Origin of the sequence: Roseivirga sp., from assembly GCF_049099775.1 — a bacterium.
GTDB lineage: Bacteria > Bacteroidota > Bacteroidia > Cytophagales > Cyclobacteriaceae > Roseivirga.
Genome location: NZ_JAGDZM010000004.1, coordinates 1 through 18,074 on the forward strand (window position 1 = coordinate 1; position 18,074 = coordinate 18,074).

General features: G+C 38.0%; 11 protein-coding genes. 7 read left to right on the plus strand and 4 right to left on the minus strand.

What is annotated here, in order from left to right; genetic code table 11:
• The coding region (locus JXQ92_RS04605) for a Calx-beta domain-containing protein (protein WP_421985414.1) at positions 1-3,697 on the plus strand (3,697 nt) is incomplete at its 5' end.
• 584 nt (positions 3,698-4,281) lie between these two features.
• Positions 4,282-8,205, plus strand: a complete 3,924-nt coding sequence (locus JXQ92_RS04610) for a Calx-beta domain-containing protein (RefSeq protein ID WP_421985415.1) — start codon at positions 4,282-4,284, stop codon at positions 8,203-8,205.
• A gap of 17 nt (positions 8,206-8,222) precedes the next feature.
• On the opposite strand, the gene JXQ92_RS04615 is transcribed toward JXQ92_RS04610, so the two are convergent.
• Entirely contained in the window at positions 8,223-10,892 is a 2,670-nt protein-coding gene (locus JXQ92_RS04615; protein ID WP_421985416.1) for an FtsX-like permease family protein, read from the minus strand.
• A 1-nt stretch (position 10,893) separates the two neighbouring features.
• Positions 10,894-11,235, minus strand: coding sequence for a PadR family transcriptional regulator (locus JXQ92_RS04620; protein WP_421985417.1), 342 nt, complete (start codon positions 11,233-11,235; stop codon positions 10,894-10,896).
• 348 nt (positions 11,236-11,583) lie between these two features.
• Between JXQ92_RS04620 and JXQ92_RS04625 the strand changes: the two genes are divergently transcribed.
• The gene (locus JXQ92_RS04625) at positions 11,584-12,036 is read left to right on the plus strand and encodes a cold-shock protein (protein ID WP_421985418.1); all 453 of its coding nucleotides are present in this window, start codon (positions 11,584-11,586) and stop codon (positions 12,034-12,036) included.
• Positions 12,037-12,094: 58 nt separating this feature from the next.
• On the opposite strand, the gene JXQ92_RS04630 is transcribed toward JXQ92_RS04625, so the two are convergent.
• Both JXQ92_RS04630 and JXQ92_RS04635 read right to left on the minus strand, forming a co-directional pair.
• Positions 12,095-12,499, minus strand: coding sequence for a hypothetical protein (locus JXQ92_RS04630; RefSeq protein WP_421985419.1), 405 nt, complete (start codon positions 12,497-12,499; stop codon positions 12,095-12,097).
• A 377-nt stretch (positions 12,500-12,876) separates the two neighbouring features.
• Positions 12,877-14,556: a serine hydrolase domain-containing protein gene (locus JXQ92_RS04635; RefSeq protein ID WP_421985420.1), complete on the minus strand. Its 1,680-nt coding sequence runs from the start codon at positions 14,554-14,556 to the stop codon at positions 12,877-12,879.
• Between the two features lie 140 nt (positions 14,557-14,696).
• Between JXQ92_RS04635 and JXQ92_RS04640 the strand changes: the two genes are divergently transcribed.
• From JXQ92_RS04640 to JXQ92_RS04655, 4 genes are all read left to right on the plus strand, one after another.
• A complete protein-coding gene (locus JXQ92_RS04640; protein WP_421985421.1) occupies positions 14,697-15,230 on the plus strand; it encodes a hypothetical protein in 534 nt (177 codons plus the stop codon).
• 61 nt (positions 15,231-15,291) lie between these two features.
• Complete coding sequence (locus JXQ92_RS04645) at positions 15,292-16,689, plus strand: Gfo/Idh/MocA family protein (protein WP_421985422.1); 1,398 nt, start codon at positions 15,292-15,294, stop codon at positions 16,687-16,689.
• Between the two features lie 10 nt (positions 16,690-16,699).
• Positions 16,700-17,320 carry a 3-keto-disaccharide hydrolase gene (locus JXQ92_RS04650; RefSeq protein ID WP_421985423.1) on the plus strand — a complete coding sequence of 207 codons (621 nt, stop codon included), beginning with the start codon at positions 16,700-16,702 and terminating at the stop codon, positions 17,318-17,320.
• 6 nt (positions 17,321-17,326) lie between these two features.
• Entirely contained in the window at positions 17,327-18,067 is a 741-nt protein-coding gene (locus JXQ92_RS04655) for a 3-keto-disaccharide hydrolase (protein WP_421985424.1), read from the plus strand.
• Positions 18,068-18,074 lie beyond the last annotated feature (7 nt).

The window sequence follows — 18,074 nt, forward strand, 5'->3', positions numbered from 1 at the left end:
CAGTGATGCCAATGAGTTATTGCTCTTACAAAGCCATCGGTTTAGGTTTTTTAGGGGGGGCGCGAGCCTGCAAACCGAACTTTCAAGTAATTCAGGAAATTATGAGGCCACCGGTTTTCGTTGGAGGTCTTCTGACGATAGTTTGGCAGTAAATCAAGATGGTAATTTGACGCTGGATACGTTACTTAATACAAGCAACACGGCTATTCGATCTGGCGGTACATTAGTGATAGGAACTGATCAGGATGCGGTAGATGGAGGTTATGTACTCGAACAATTTCATTCGGGTACATTTACAGAGCTGATGCTGTATAATGTATACCTTAATACGGCCCAAAATACGATAGTTAACAACTATCTAGCCGCTAAATATAACCTGTCGATTACAAACGATTTCTACGCCTATCAAGCCAGTCACCCCCATGATGTGGCCGGCATTGGAAGACATGATGCTGATAACATCCATAAAGCGGCTATGTCTGACAATATTTTAAGGATAGAAAACGCTAGTAACCTTATCAATGATAAATCATACATGCTTTTTGGTCATGATAATGGGGCAATTGATACATGGTCGGAAAGTATTGGTTTAAATACACTGAAAATATCGAGAGCATGGCGTGTAGATAAGACAGGAGACTTAGGTGATGTGGATGTTATTATTGATACTAGTCAACTACCTGCTCTACCCTCTGGTTATACCGATTACATTTTGTTAGTAGATGCAGATGGAGATTTTAGTTCAGGTGTTACCTACTATCCGTTTACTGCTGATGAAGAAGTCAATGAGTATAAGTCCCCTGGTTTGTCGCTTAATAATGGAGATTATTTATCCATAGCTACTTTTAAACCAACACTAACAATAATAAGTGAGAACACTGTCAGTGGACTGGAAAATGCTGATTTTACTTTTAATGTATCGCTTAATTTCGTTCTGACCGAAGCCGTGACCATTGATGTAGTGATTTCAGACCTTTCAACCTCTGATGCAGATTATAACGTTAACAGTAGTCAAATAACAATTCCAGCTGGCAGTATTACTGGAAGTTATACACTGGATATTGTAGATGACGTCATAGTTGAATTAGATGAAGGTCTTCAAATTAGCCTATCCAACCCTTCCTTACCTCTGACACTCTTAAATAACGATATTAACTACACCATTTTGAATGATGACGAATATACATTGGCTTTTGCAAACAGTTCGGATGTATACCTGGGCTACGAAAACATTGCGGATAATGAAGGTAATGCAAATCCAAACATTTTAATTCAAATGGATCAGCCCGCTCAATCAGATTTAGTTATAGGTTATAGTATTATTTTATATTCAAGTAATAATGCAGAACTAAACAGTGACTACGTATTAACTGGTTATAATACAGTTACTATGTTAGCAGGTGATGACGAGGTTGAAATTCCTGTTCAGATAATTGATGATGGATTTTATGAATTACCAGAGGTTTTCATTCTAGAATTAACAGCTGATCCATCCTATGAGATAGAAGAAGGTGCAAGTGTCGCTTATTATGTCATATACAATAACTCAGATTCACCGGAACCAACTATCGGATTTATCAATGAGTCAGTCAGTGTGAATGAGTCTGCTAGGTCAGTAAGCATCGGAGTTAGTTTAGATGCTGCATCAGGTGTTGATGTATCTGTTCGCTATCAGGTTTCAGGGGGTACAGCTACCGGCAGTGGTGTGGACTATACACTTACAACTGCTTCATTGCTGACAATTCCTGCTGGCGATACTGAAGCTTTTATTGATATCACCTTAATCCATGACATATTGGAAGAAGGTACTGAAACTATTGTGTTGAGCCTCTCGAATCCCGATGAATCAGTACTAGGCACCAGTTCTGCTACCTTGAGTATTCTTGATACCCCTATAATCGGTATAACTGGCCCAGGTGGCGTAGGTGATGCAGGTACGAACAAGCTATGGCTGACTCCGGGAAGTATCAATTCAGGAAGCTCAAGTTTAAATTCATGGGATGATGTTTCTGGCAATTCAAATAACCTATCAGAAGGCAATGGCAGTGCCAGTACACTCCCTAGCTATAGTGCTAATGTGTTAAATGGCTATGGAGGAGTAGTGTTCGATGGTATTGACGACCGTTTGGTGCGTTCAAACTTTACTGATTTTCCAACGGATGCGGTTTCTGCATTATATGTGAATCAAACTACGGATAGTCATGACGGTGTTATTTCATACGCGATTTCAGGTGATGCCGGTGATGCCAATGAGTTATTGATCTTTCAAAGCCATCGGTTTAGGTTTTATGTAGGTAATGCGTTCGTACAAACCGAACTTTCAAGTAATTCAGGGAATTTTGAGGCCACCGGTTTTCGTTGGAGGTCTTCTGACGATAGTTTAGCACTAAATCAAGATGGTAATTTGACGCTGGATACGTTACTTAATACAAGCAACACGTTTATTCGATCTGGCGGTACATTAGCGATAGGAGCAGATCAAGATGACATAGATGGAGGTTATGAGTCCACACAATTTCATTCGGGTACATTTACAGAACTGATCCTATACAATGTCTATCTTAATGAAACACAGAATATCATTGTAAATAATTACTTAGCGGCTAAATATGACCTAGTCTTAACGGCAAATGATGTTTATAATGAAGATGAGGGAGCCAATGGGAATTTTGATTATGAGGTTGCAGGAATTGGTCAAATCAGTGCATCTGACAATCATTTAGAAGCTAAAGGTAGCGGCATTGTTAATATCAGTAATCCAAGGGATATAGATAACAATGAGTTTCTCTTTTGGGGGCATAACAATAGTGCGTTAAAAGCAGAAAGTCTCAATGTGCCGAGTAGTATTAGCCGTAGATTAGAGCGGGTATGGCGGGTAAGTCAAGCTGATTTGTCGGGCAGTACTGTTGATGTTGGTGGCGTAGATTTAAACTTTGATCTTACAGGTTTAGGTACAGTTAGAATAGAAGACTTAGTCCTTCTGATAGACACAGACGCAGATTTTTCTTCAGGAGCAACCGAAGTAACTGGAGCAGTTTACATAAATGAAAATCAATTTGGATTTACCAATGTGAATCTACCGGATAACAGCTATTTTACTTTATCTACAGTTAATCGTAATGAAACACCGCTTCCTGTTGAGTTGATGTTTTTTGACGGTCAAGTAGTAGGAGGTTCAAATGTACAACTGCATTGGTCAACTGCAGCTGAAGTCGATAATAGCCACTTTAACATAGAACGTAGTACTGATGGTATTGTATTTAATGCAATAGGACAGAAACTATCTATTGGAGATACCCAAGAGGTGTCGGAGTATGATTTCTTAGATGAAAGCCCCAATACTGGTATGAATTACTATAGGCTTAAGCAAAATGATGTTTCAGGCGACTTTGTGTACTCTTCTGTGATTAGTTTAAGGATTGAAAGAAATGAAGAGGAGAACCAATACAAAGTGTTCCCCAATCCTATAGCTGTAAATGAAGCATTGAAATTAGGGTATTCACTCATCGAGCATACGAAAATTAACATCCAAGCTTGGAACTCTAAAGGGGTAATTCTATATAAATCTACCCTAGACCTAAAACAAGGAGAAGGTCATGTTTCAATCGACTCTAATTTATTTAAGAGCGGGATAGTTTTTATAAGAATAACTGACGACCGAGGTAAGACAAGTCTTTTTAAAATCATAGTTCGCTAGTTTATTTTTTGAATTGAACGTTCATATTCTGTATTTGAAATACAATAAAATGCGTTCATTTTGAAATTTTTTTTTTAAAAACTTAGTGTGAATCATGATTATTATAAGAGAAATATTTATAATTGAACATGTGAATTGAATAGCCTAGATGGTGAATTTTAGATTTCGCTTCGAACGAAGCTTTTAAAAATTATTATTCATAAAAAATGTTGTTGAAGTATTATTGGTCACATACCAATGATCTAAAGTTCTCTTTAGTAAAAGCAACTGAACTTATCTGAACCTTTATTGCACTCCTTTTATTGATTTATCGAATATGTTATGCTCGTAAAAGGCTAATGACTGATAATGTATACAAGGGGATACTGAATTTCTTAAAGGATAGCTTGGAACTTGGTTAACTAAGTACTGGACTCCTTCTGAATATACAATACCTAGGATGTAAGGTCTAGGTTTTAATTGAAATAGAATAGGGCTTAGGTCTGAATTCGGCTGGCGAAAATATAAGTGTTTATGTCCATTGTACCTGAAATGGGACGGCATAAATGCACTAAATCTTTTGTGTCAGCTAGAAATTTAGACAATTGAAAAAAGTCATTATTTATTTATTGTTGTCAAGTATATATACTTTCAACTTCGGAAAAATAGAATCAAATACCTTTTCCCCTTCTAAGAGTAGAAGAAACTTTCGAGTAAAAGAAAAAGCTGAATCCTATTCCAAAACGGTTACAGGCGCTTGGGTAAACGCGGAAGAAAATTTTCGCAAACCGGATTATACACGAAATTATAAAGAGAAGACCAGTACAATTGCATTCAATTCCAGTTCAGGAGAAGGTGATGAAAATACTACTAATATTGAAATTGGTGTCGCCTTAAACCAGGTTTCAAGTCTTGATGTAACTGTTGATTTTAGTGTCACCAGTGGTACTGCCGATAGTTTAGATTACTCGTTAAATAGTAGCTCGCTCACGATACCTTCTGGAGAAATCAACGGTTCAATTAGCCTAACTGTCTATAGAGATGTGTTGACGGAGTCAGATGAATTTTTGACAATTACTTTAGCTAACCCGGTGAATACGGACTTAGGTGGTATTACGGCATTTAATTATACAATAAAAGATGTCCCGATGGGGCATACCGGACCAGGTGGCATCGGTGATGCCAACACTTTAGTAATGTGGCTTAAGCCGGAATTTTTGAATTATAATGACGGAGATGCCATTGGGATATGGACAGACGCTTCTGGCAATGGAAATGATCTTATACAAAATGACGATAACTTCAAACCTACATATAAGGATAGTGTATTAAATGGTTTTCCGGCTGTTCGTTTCGATGGTAGTGACGATAGGCTTGTGAAAGATAACTTTATTGATTTTCCAACAACGAGTTTTACGCTGTCAAATACAGTTAATTTTAGTACAGGTTTAAATCATACTTTTTATTCATATGAAATAAGTGATTATGCCAATGAATTAGAATTATTTAATGAAGGTACATTTTGGCCGATACGTATTTATTTAAATAACAGCAATTCAATTGCCCTACCTATTTCTCCTCAGAGCGACTTTCATAATTTGCTCTATGGTTATGAACGAATTCGGAATATACTAACTGTTTCTAAACTGAGCGAAGGCATTTTAGATTATCAGGTACAAAGCTTTCAGAATAACAGCGACTTGATTTCAGGTGGTAGATTTGCTCTTGGAGCGCGACAAACGACCACAAACGAAAATAATACGGAGACTATTACCGATAGTAATTTCTATGCTGGAGACGTTACTGAAAGTATCATTTATAATGTATACCTTAATGAAACACAACGTTATATTTTAGAGAATTACAAGATAGCGAAATACAAACTAACTCGTAGTAACATTTACAACAACTTTAACATTGGATTTGGACATGAAGTAGCAGGGATAGGTCAAATTAGTGCTTCAGATAATCATTTAGACGCCCAAGGAACAGGTATTGTTAGAATTAATAATGCACAAGATCTAGATGATGGCGAATTTTTATTATGGGGGCATAATGAATATACGGACCTTGATTTTACGTCAGCTGATGTTCCAAATGGTTTAACTGAACGCTTAAATATAGCTTGGTTAAGCATTGAGAAAAATTATTTTTCTACATCAAGTGCAGATGTAGGTGGTGTGGATATTAGCTTTGATTTATCTGACGTAGCATTAACAGTATCATTGGCTGATTTGGTGCTTCTAGTTGATGATGATGGCCAGTTTGCCAGCGGTGCTTCTATGATACAGGGCGGAATTGATGTCGGAAATAATATTATACGCTTTGAAAATGTTTCTGCCTTATCGGATGGTTCATATTTTACTATAGGTACTACAGTACCTGAAATTCAATTTAGCCAAGCCGAAGCTAGCGGTTCGGAATCTGTTACGAACTCATCTATTGAAGTAATACTCAGCGAGTCTTCCAGCAATGACATTACAGTAAACTATACTGTAACAGGAAATACTGCAACAGCAGGGGTAGATTATACAATGGAAAATGGAGCGCTAACCATACCTGCCGGTAGCACAAGTGCCTTTATTTCTTTTGATATAAGCGATGATACCTTAGATGAACTTGACGAAACGTTTTCTATAAACTTATCCGCTGCAACAGGCGCAAATATTGGCGCTATTAATGAGTTTACTTATACCATATTAGATGACCCTATTGGTTATTTAGGGCCGGGAGGAATCGGGAATTCAAACACCTTGGTGCTTTGGCTTAAGCCAGAAAGTTTGATGGAACTTGAGAATGGTGACCCTGTCAGTTCATGGACCGATGCATCTGGAAATGAAAATACCCTAACGCAAAGTATAACAAGTTCACAGCCAACATTAATTGAAAATAGCGTCAATGGTTGGCCATCAGTAAGGTTTTCAGCTGCAAATGGCCAATATTTAAAAACTAACAATGGCTTTAATAATTTTGATTCTAGTAGTTTTACTTTTTTTCAAATGAGTAAAGAAGACCCTTCGAATGATAAAGATAATTCTTCTTTTTACGCTTTAGGAACAGACAATGACATTGGACACTATTGGTTAAATTCGAATCTTCGTTATAAGCTTTATGGAACTCCAATCTTTAGTTTCAATAATAACGAATATACTGATTTTGTAATCCATGAATTTGTTTGGAGAAGGAGAGAGTTAAGCCTTTGGGCATTAATTAATAAATACGGTATAATTACTAACTTGATTTCTCAATCGGCATTCACAACACCATCATCAGGCGAAAACTTTGTCTTATCAGCTCAGTTTAACGGTGATGATCAATCATTTACCAACTATTATGCGGGAGATTTTTCAGAATTTATCGTTTATAATAAAGGAATCAATAGAACACAGATAGATATCTTAAGTGCATATTTAGAAACTAAGTTCGGCCTTACTCCTTTTGTTAAAATTTATAAACATGGTGACGATGCCAATGGAAATTTTGACTTTGATGTAGCAGGAATTGGAAGAGTCAATGAAGAAGATTATCATCTAGATAGTCAAGGGACTGGTATTGTAAGAATTAATAATCCACAAGATTTAGACGATCAAGATTTTTTATCATGGGGTCATGATGGCATTGACTTGAATGAATCAAGCAATGATGTGCCAGAAGGAGTAAGCATTAGATTAAAAAGAAGGTGGAGAGTATCTGAAGTTGTAAATATAAATTCAGCATTTTACAATTTTGCAAGTGGTGATGTTGGTGCTATTGATATAAGCTTTGATTTAACTGGGCTAGGCGGAGTTGATGTTACTGATTTAGTATTGCTAGTTGATGCAGATGGTGTTTTTATATCGGGTGCGACTTCTATAACAGGCGCGGAAGATCTCGGAAATAATATCTATCGCTTTTCAGGTGTAACCGCCATTTCAGATAATGATTACTTTACATTGGGCACTGCCGATGCAAATGAAACACCACTGCCTGTAGAGTTAATCAGTTTTGAAGGTAGTGTTTCGGACAATGCAAATATTGCACTTCAATGGGTGACTGTTTCTGAAGAAAATTGTAGCCATTTTGTACTAGAAAGAAGCGGCCCAGATATGATTTATAGTGCTATAACTAGTATAATGAGCCGTGGAAGCGCCGAAGAAGAGACTGAGTATAATTTTATTGATTTATTTCCATTGACGGGAAGAAATTACTACCGATTAAAACAGTTTGATAATGATGGTACTTACCATTATACGCCTGTTGTAAGTCTCAATTTTGGTGAGCAGAATTTAGAAAGCCAGTATGCAATTTCGCCAAACCCTATCGCCATAGGAGAAACCCTTCAACTAAAAGTGAATCTAAGTGAAGCAGGGCCAATAGAGGTATATATTGTTAGTTCAGCTGGGAGGCAATTGCATCGAAAGGGTTATAATCTTTCAAAAGGAGCAAGCACCCTTAATATTTCAACTTTAGGCCTTACAAAAGGATTAAACTATTTAAGAATAATTGACCTGAAAGGTTCGACTAAAGTTTTTAAGATAATTGTTAATTAGCCATATTTCATTCACTTTTATTCGGCTCTCAAGTTTGTCACTGGGTTGGTGCGGGCAGCTTTCAATGTTTGATAACCAACTGTTAAAAAGGCAATCAAAATTGCCAGTAGACCAGTTAAGCCGAAAATCCACCAAGAAAGATCAATTCGATAAGCAAAACCAGCCAACCATTGTTTCATAAGGTATACAGAAAAGGGTAGAGCAATTATAAACGCGAAACCCACCAGTATTAGAAAGTCCTTAGAGAATAGACCCACAATACTTACTACAGAAGCGCCTAAAACTTTCCGAATGCCAATCTCTTTTATTCTTTGCTCGGCAGAGAACATGGCCAAACCTAAAAGACCAAGACATGAAATAGCAATGGCCAATACCGCGAAAATATTCGACAAGCTGCTCACAATCTTTTCATTTTTATAAAGCTCAGCATATTCAATATCCATGAATTCGTAATTCAAAGGATAGTTCGGGTTTATGGTTGAAGCCACGTCCTCTAGACTTCGCAAGGCAGTTGAAGTTTGCCCTTGCAATGACTTTATCATAATTATTCCAAAATCAAGGTCTTCCTTTACATCTACAATTAATGGCTTAATAGGCTCATGAAGAGAGTGTGTATGATAGTCCTTCAATATGCCTATAATTCTACCTTGCTTACCCCATGCAGAAATTCTTTTACCCAATGGATTTTCTAAATCCATGGCTGCAAGAGCAGTTTCATTAATCATAAAAGCGGCACTATCTGTGGGAATACCCTGATCGAAACCGCGCCCATCGACAACTTCAAGGTTCATCATTTTTAAGAAATCGAAACCGACTGATGTTGGTTTGAAACTCATTTGTCTTCCTTCTTCCATTCCTTCCCAACGAAATGGACCCGCAATTTCAAAGCCCATATCATGTGGTGCTTCACTACTCCGATCAACCATAGCAATACCAGGTTGCTTTAATAACTCTTCTTTAAAAACTCCATATTTCTGGACCAAATCTCCTTCAACACGAACGTAGATAACATTTTCTTTATCATAGCCTAGATTTGCATTTTGGACGTAGCTAGTTTGTTTCGAAACCACGAGCGTGGCAATAAGGAGAAGTATTGATAAGCTAAACTGAAATATGGCTAGTCCCTTTCTTAGTAGTTGAGCAGACTTTGTGAACCTTGCCAGCCCTTTCAAGACTTTTGAAGGCTGTAACGATGATAAGAATAAAGCAGGGTAGCAACCAGATAGAAAGCCAGTGACTAAAACTAGACCAATCATTAGTAACCAGCTGTGCAATGAGTCGAAAGGCAAGTACATGGCTTTGTCCGTAAACGCATTGAAGATGGGGAGTACAGCACTTACAGCTATAAGTGAGATTACAGTCGAAATGGTCGTCAATAATAAAGATTCACCAAGAAATTGACTGATTAAGTAATAGCGAGTAGAACCAATTACTTTTCTAACACCAACTTCCTTAGCCCGTTTAAGCGATCTTGCTGTGGTTAAATTTGTGAAGTTTATACACGCGATAATTAGGATGAAAATGGCAACACCACTAAAAATTCTAACATATTCAATTCTTCCTTTAATAGGTTTCCCATTTTCGAAGCCTGCTTTTAAATATCGATCCCCAAATGGTTGTATGCCCAACGTAAGCTTTCCGAAGTTTTCATTAAAGTAAGAATCATTGTAGGTCGCCAGTTTATCTTCGAGAAGTTTTGGGTCAGCATTTTCCTTTAACTGTATAAATGTCGACCATTTGTTATCTGAAAAAACAACTGAAGCATTTTTGGCATTTTCCCAGCTAATGAGGAAGTCAAATTTCAATGAACTCTTGGCATCAACGTCTTTAAAAACCGCTTTGATAATCAAGTCACGCTTGTTTTCGTAGCGTATTGTTTTACCTATGGACTCTTCAGGCTTCTCAAAAAATAAAGATGCCATATGTTCAGAAATTGCAATACTGTTTATTTCTGTTAGCGCATTCTCCGCATTCCCAATCAAAATTTCATAAGAGAACATTTTAAAGAAATCTCCACCGGCTGAAGATCCTTTTAGTCGATGAGAAATATCGTTGATGCGAAAAGTAGAAGGGTAGCCCCACGGCAATTCATAAGATGTAGCATACGAGCTCACGTATTTTATCTCAGGAAAAGTTGGTTTCAATTCGTCAGAAAACCAAGGGGAATCATCACGGAAGTCATTATAGAATTCATATTCGCTAATCAAGTAATTCCCTGTTACTTCACCTTTCAATGTTTTGGTGACATAGAGGCTATATAGGTCGTCTTGATTTTCATGAAAATTATCTATACTTCTTTCATCATTCACCCAAAGCATAATCAAAAGAAATGAAGTGATGCCGAGAGCAAGGCCAACCACATTAATAAAAGAAAAGGCCTTGTTTCTTGAAATATTACGTGTTGCAGTAAGAAAGTAGTGTTTTATCATGGCAAATAGATATGGTGATGATTTTGAATCTTGTTTACGCCGAAAGGCTGTAGCTCTTATATAAAAAAGCACCTCTTTCAGGTACCTTCGGTTAGTTTGAAAACGCTCTTTTGAGGTGTTTTGAGATGTATAACGTTCATGTAAATCACCAATAACCTCTTCTAATAAATGGTCTGGACAAACCCACTTGATGATTTTATCCATCCATTTAGGTGGTAAATCTGTCTTTTTGGCCTTAGACTGATTGAATTCAGACATATTAATGAGTGCTTAGGTTTGGTAAAGATTGAGGTCCCATACTATTCCATAAGCTATCGCGAATGTCTTTCACGCTGTGTAGCATTTTACTGCCAAGTGTTGTTACCGTAAATAACCTTTTCCTTCGGCCACCACGTTCTTTAGATGCTTGTCCCATTTGTGATTCCAAATAGCCTTTCTTTTCGAGCCTTTGTAAGGCGGAGTGAACAGCTCCAGTGGTTACTGTTTTGGCCATTTGTTCTTCCAAATGTTCTGCCACTGCAACACTGTATGCAGTAGGCGTAAGTACGGCTACAGTCAATAAAACCAACTCTTCAAACTCACCTAAATCACTTCGTCTCATAAAAACATATGTATTACATCTATTTCGGTATAACAAATACTTTACCAAACTATGGATGGCCTTTCAGGATCTCTGAGAGTACTTTTTTGCTTTAGAGTCTCCAATGTGTCGTTCATCTTTGTACACCTTGAGCAACATTTTCGGACAGGTTGTTTATCAATTGCGAGAGGAAGAATGGAATATTAACGCCTGTTGTAAATGACGAATCAATTCGATTTTTCAACCGATATCATGCGTGTTTTGGAGAAACCGAATTGATGAGTTTAAAAATCTTTCGGACTAAAAGGAGAAAGGATCGGCTCATTTTGGCTATCTTTACATAACAAACTTAAAACCCGTAGATAATTAATGGCAAGATCACAGAATACGTTCCAAAAGAAAGAAAGAGAGAAAAAGCGCTTACAGAAGCGTAAAGAAAAGGAAATGAAAAAAGAGGAACGTAGAGCCAACGCATCAGGCGGTGGACTTGATGAGATGATGGCCTATGTTGACGAGTTTGGAAATATCACTGATACTCCGCCAGATCCACTTGCTAAAAAGAAAGAAGTTAAAGCTTCAAGTATTGAAATAGGAGTTCCTAAGCAGGAAAAAGAAGATATGACCGCCGAAAGGAGAGGAAAAGTATCTTTCTTTAACGATTCTAAGGGTTACGGATTTATCAATCAAGATGGTACACAAGAGCGTTTCTTCGTTCACGTGAATGGACTCACTGAACCAATTCAAGAAGGTGATAAAGTTGGGTTTTTACTAGAGAAGGGAATGAAAGGAATGAATGCCGTTTCTGTTCGTGTAATTCGATAATTCTTTATCCTTAAAAAATAACGACACACATTCCAAGTGTGGTAAAAAGTACCGGAGACTATTCTTCGGTACTTTTTTCAGTTTCAGCCGAATCGTCAGTTGACTCTTCTTCCGTTTCTACTCTTGAGGAGATTGATACGTTCAGTTTGAATTGCTTGTCGAGCTCAAAAGCATAAGTCGCAGTTTGCATCAATTCATTTGCCTTTCCAGATTGTTTTATAACAGCGATAAAATCCTGAGCAACAAGTGATGTTTTAGGAGCTACTAGAGGAGCACCTTGGAACATTTCTAGCTTAAATGAATAAACAATATTCTTCTTCGGAGCTAAATCCGTGAATTCATGTTTAGACATTTCATATTGTTGAGGTTCCTTGTCAGCATCAACCATAAGCTTGAGCATAACAGGGCGGTATTTCTTCCAAAGAGGATAAAAGGCACTAGTCTGGAGTGTATCGTATCGCATAAATCAGTTTTTGGTATTTAAGGCTGTGTCTGTTTTTAGTTTAAATGTTTAGGGTTAACACGGCCCCTTTTTCAAGTAGTATCTTGAATTAAAATAAGATTGATTTTTTGAATCAGACAGAATTCACTTCCAAGAATGAGCGCGTTTTGCCTTGTTCAAACTGCAAGTTATGAAAACCAATAGATAACTCGCCCTTCAAAGCCATTTGTTTTGTAGACTTTAGAGAGAATATTAGAAGAAAATCAGACTTAGGCCATCGTATTTTAAATAGGCTGGGCCTTTATGGCCATAATCTACCGAAGGTACTGATACACTATACTAGATACACCTTGAATAGACTAAGTGAATTTTCATACCTAAAATAAAGAGGTAATGAATTAAATCTTTTCAAACCATAAGTTTCTGATGAAATCTGTAAATACCTGAAAACCAGAAATTAATCCATCTGAACTTTGTTGAAAGTTTACGCCACCTAAGAACCACGAATTGCTTTGAAAAGAATGTTCTGTTACACCAGTTAATGAAATGCCATCGTTATGAATGTTTTTAACTAGCAACTGTCCATTACTAATAGAAATATCAAAAACGATGTCCAACGATCGGCAAAGGTAAGTGCCTAGATACTTTTGAAGATCATTTTCATCTAAACCCGTAGGGATGTAAGCTTCCAATAAAATGGCATCACTTTCACCAATAAATAGGTCTATCATTTTGTTTCCATTTACCGTATTGAACTCGAAAATTACACTTTCATCACCGCCACTTACCATTTGAAATACATTCTTCTTAATTGGAAGCAGCGCACTGTGATTGCCAGAAGAGCGAACATACCTTAGCGTATCATCTATAACTTCAATTCGCCTAGTTACAGCACCAAGTTTATCCCAATAGTCGCCAGCAAACTCCGATAACGCTTTTCTATTTAAATCGACAGTCTTTAAGCTTGCAAAATCAACTGTGGCAGGAACTTCGAAGGAATTTTCAAGAAACAAATAGCATGTCTGCATGCCCAAATAGCCGGTATATGGCTCGCCCGAATTACTGAGAACGATGATGGTGAATTCATCCTCAGGAAACTTAAACATTGAACTAGAATAGCCACCTAAGCTACCGGTTTTATAAATATTTAAAACACCTCGCTCTTTATGAAGAAACTGTTGTCCGTTTGTCAGTCGACCGTGAGTAGGGTTAATTGTATTTCCGTTGTTAAGCAATGCTGCACTATTCATTTTGTGAAACATCTCAGTACTACCAATTTTGGGATTCAACATATTGAGCTCCCATAAGGCCAAATCTGTACTAGAAGAATACACATTGGCCGATCCTTGATGAGCATAATTTGTTTGAACTTCGATAAAACCATTTTCAGAAGGGAAATAAGAAATGGCTTTGTTGCTTAATGACTCATCAACATTATCAACTATTGAAGTATTCAACATGCCTAAAGGTTGAAAGATGTTTTCGCTACAGAATTCAGAAAAAGATAAACCTGAAATATGACTTACAATTTCAGCTAGAAGAATCGCTTCGGTATCTGTGTTTGTGAAGACGGAGCCTGGTTTAAAACCTAGGCCTTCCTGAGCGTTTATCATAGCCATGGCATCTCTGTGAGTGAATGCGTCATCATCATCCCAACCAGCCAGTGATCTCAGTGTCCATACATCATGAAAACCGCTGCTATTTGAAAGTAAATGATTTATCGTAACCTTTTTATCTAATTTTTCGAACTGAGACAGGTACTTGCTGATGTTGTCCTCAATGTCCAATTTTCCCTGATCCGCCAACAGATAAATGGCAAAAGCCGTGAAGTGCTTCGACATACCCGCCAACTGAAATTTTGTATGAGGTGTATTACGTTCTCCAGTACCCAAGTTGGCTATCCCAAAACCTTTATTATAGATTATTTCTCCTTTTGAAATAATAACCGCTGCTCCACCGGGCGATTCTGTTTGACTTTTCCAATTAGAAAAAATGGAGTCTATTTGTGCTTCGGACTGAGCGAATGAACAAACAGAGCAAAAAAGAAATAAAACGGTCGCATTGAATCGATTTTTCATAATGAGTTTTTCACAATTATATATTGTGAATTGAGCCACGAGCTATGTCCTTATAAGACCGTGCTACGGATTTATAATTTCAAAGAATAAAATCACTCGCCAAATTCAATAGCTTAGTGATTGTTAAACAAACTAATTGAATGGATAAAGAAAAAGCCATTGCCAAGCTTTCAGGTAAATTGGATGATGAAAGTATAGAAGCATCAAAGTTTTTAAGTCATCTAGGCAGTATAAAGGAAGTAGAAGCCTTAAGTCTTTTGTTGAATCATAAAGAAACTGAGAACCGATTTTTAGCAGCCAAAACACTGGAAGACATGGAAGCCAATCAAATAGCACTTCCAAGGCTTTGGGAGGCCATAGAAAACCCTGAAAATTCAGAAATTAAAGGAGATTTGATGTCTACCCTCCAAGGCTATGATATCAGTCTATACTATGTTAACATTTTTAAGCTATACCTTTTTGGTGCTTTCAAAGTAACGCGAACTGCGGAAAACCTACTTGATTTTCAAGATTTCGACATCACCGCTCGTGTTATAAAAAAGGCCAAGAAACAGTGGGCACATTACAGCAACAATGTAAAGCAGGATGATGCCTATACCTTGAAAAAGTTGGAAGTAGAAGAGCGACTAAAAGACCTACAGGAATTCGTCGATTCACAAGAATCCCAATCATAAAACATCACTTGTGAAAATGTCAAACGAATGACTAAATTATAAGACCTTAATTTATGACTACATGAAGAATCTGGATAGAAGAAATTTTATTAAGAAGACATCCATTTCTGTTGCAGGCCTAGCAACTTTAGCATCCATTCCTGGTTGTGCAGATGAGCAAACTGAAAGAGTTCCCAACGCGCAATATATGGGTGGTTTTGCGGCACCAAAATTAGAAACCATTAGAGTAGCCTCAATTGGAGTAGGTGCAAGAGGGCCCGGTCATTTAAGGTTTCTTTCAAAGCTCGATGGCACAGAAATAGTCGCCATTTCCGATCTCTATGAGGATTTGGTTATGAAAGAAAAGAAGTATTGCGAAGAAGTTGGTCAAGGCCAACGGCATACAAATATCGCGACCTACTTCGGAGATGAAGACAAGTGGAAGGTAATGCTAGAAGAGGTAAAGCCAGATGTTGTATTCATTTGTACCAACTGGAAGAATCATGCGCCGATGGCGATTGAAGCCATGAAACAAGGTGCCCATGCTTTTGTTGAGGTACCTATTGCTGTTACGCTCGAAGAAATGTGGCAGATTGTTGATACCTCTGAAAGCACTAAAAAACATTGCATGATGATGGAAAACGTCAACTATAGTCGTGACGAGTTGATGTTCCTTAATATGTGCAGAGAAGGCGTAATTGGAACTCCACTTCATGCAGAAGCAGCGTATATCCATGAGTTACGCTTCCAAATGGAAGAACAAGAACGCGGTACAGGTTCTTGGCGAACGCATCATTATGCGAATAGAAATGGAAACCTTTATCCAACTCATGGATTGGGCCCTGTTGCACAATACATGAACCTAGGTCGTACGGAAGATACGTTCAATACGCTGGTTTCCTTTTCAACCCCATCAATGGGACGTGCCATGTATGCAGAAAAGAACTATGCTTCGGATCATAAATGGAATCAACTTGACTATCAAGGTGGAGATTTGAATACTTCCATAATTAAAACTAACCTTGGGCGAACCATTATGGTACAATGGGATGAAACTAGCCCAAGACCTTATTCACGTCATAACTTAATTCAGGGTACAAAAGGAACCTTAGCCGGCTTTCCAACACGTGTAGCACTAGAAGGTGGAGTAGAAGGCGCTACCAACAGCCATCATCAGTGGGCGCAAGGCGAAAAACTTGCCGCCATGTACGAAAAATACGATCATCCACTTTATAAACGCTTAAGTGCCGTTACACGAGAGAGTGGTCATGGTGGCATGGATGGTTTGATGGTCTACCGGATTGTAGAATGCCTAAGAAACGGGTTGCCATTAGATCAAAACATGTATGAAGGCTGTTTATGGAGTGCCGTAAGTCCGCTGAGTGAAGCCTCAGTAGCCAATGGTGGTGCTCCTCAACAATTCCCAGACTTTACCCGCGGTGGTTGGAAAACAACCGATCCACTTAAAATCATAGCTTAAACACTCTTTTATGAAACCCAATTACACAGGGCTAATCGTGCTTTTAGCCATTTCGATAATCACAAGTTGTTCTACACAACCAAAAACCATCTCATTATTCAACGGTCAAAATTTAGATGGATGGACGAACCATGGAGAAGAGCAGTGGTATGTTGAAAATGGAGAACTTATCTGTGAAAGTGGCCCAAGTGCTCAATACGGATATCTATCCACTAACGAATATTATGATGATTTTGAGCTGAACCTTGAATTTCTTCAAGAGTCGAACGGTAATAGTGGTGTCTTTATTAGAAGTACAGTGGATGGTACAAAAGTAAGTGGCTGGCAAGTAGAAGTTGCACCTCCAGGGAGCAATACTGGCGGAATCTATGAGTCTTATGGCCGTGGTTGGCTAATTCAGCCAGCACCTGAAAAAGACAATGCCTTGAAAATGGGAGAGTGGAATAAGATGAAAATTCGAGTAGAAGGCCCTAGCATTACCACTTGGCTAAACGGCACAGAAATGATTACGCTCGATGATGAAAAAATAGGCGAAGGCAAAGGTTCTGTCGCCTTACAAATTCATGATGGAGGAGGCATTAAAGTCCGTTGGAGAAACTTAGAACTTACACCAATCAATACTGATAAATAGAAGAACATGAAAAGTAGAACGCTTAAACGTTTCAATCTTGCAATTTTAGTTATTGTCCTCGGTAGCTTTATCGGGTGTCAGGCTTCATCAAAAAATAACGAAGAAGATGATTGGATGTACCTTTTCGACGGTACCTCAACTGAAGGTTGGCGTGCTTACAATGGCGATAAATTACCCGAGCAATGGGTGATTAAAGATGGCGCTTTGACTTTTGATACAGAAAAGAAGTTAGAATCAGAACACAGCGGAGGAAAAGACATTATTTACGGAGCAGAAGAGTTTGAAAACTTTGAACTATATCTTGAATGGAAATTGCCTCCAGGTGGTAATAGCGGTGTTTTTTATCACCTCAAGGAAGGTTATTCAGGCCCACCAGAAGTATCACCAGAGTATCAGTTGTTGGATGATCTACAATGGGAAGAAATCAATAATGCTACGTTAGCTGAATGGCAGAAAACGGCGGCGGATTACGCCATGCATACGCCTGACAACAGTGTTAAAATTGTAAAACCAGCTGGTGAATGGAATACAACAAGAATAAAGTTTACACCAGAGCTAGTCGAGCACTGGCTGAATGGCAAGAAAGTACTCTCATTTGTACCGTGGACTGACGATTGGTACGAGCGTAAAGCGGCTGGTAAATGGAAAGACTTTCCTGATTATGCCAAATTCAAAACAGGCTTTATCGGCCTGCAAGACCACGATAGTCCACTCTGGTTTAAAAATATTAAGATCCGCAAACTGTAAATCTTCC

Bases quoted from the DNA above. Each gene is read 5' to 3' on its own strand.
- JXQ92_RS04630 (WP_421985419.1), bottom strand. From the start codon at position 12,499: ATGCGATACGATACACTCCAGACTAGTGCCTTTTATCCTCTTTGGAAG.
- JXQ92_RS04620 (WP_421985417.1), bottom strand. From the start codon at position 11,235: ATGAGACGAAGTGATTTAGGTGAGTTTGAAGAGTTGGTTTTATTGACT.
- JXQ92_RS04635 (WP_421985420.1), bottom strand. From the start codon at position 14,556: ATGAAAAATCGATTCAATGCGACCGTTTTATTTCTTTTTTGCTCTGTT.
- JXQ92_RS04655 (WP_421985424.1), top strand. From the start codon at position 17,327: ATGAAAAGTAGAACGCTTAAACGTTTCAATCTTGCAATTTTAGTTATT.
- JXQ92_RS04640 (WP_421985421.1), top strand. From the start codon at position 14,697: ATGGATAAAGAAAAAGCCATTGCCAAGCTTTCAGGTAAATTGGATGAT.
- JXQ92_RS04615 (WP_421985416.1), bottom strand. From the start codon at position 10,892: ATGTCTGAATTCAATCAGTCTAAGGCCAAAAAGACAGATTTACCACCT.
- JXQ92_RS04625 (WP_421985418.1), top strand. From the start codon at position 11,584: ATGGCAAGATCACAGAATACGTTCCAAAAGAAAGAAAGAGAGAAAAAG.
- JXQ92_RS04650 (WP_421985423.1), top strand. From the start codon at position 16,700: ATGAAACCCAATTACACAGGGCTAATCGTGCTTTTAGCCATTTCGATA.
- JXQ92_RS04645 (WP_421985422.1), top strand. From the start codon at position 15,292: ATGAAGAATCTGGATAGAAGAAATTTTATTAAGAAGACATCCATTTCT.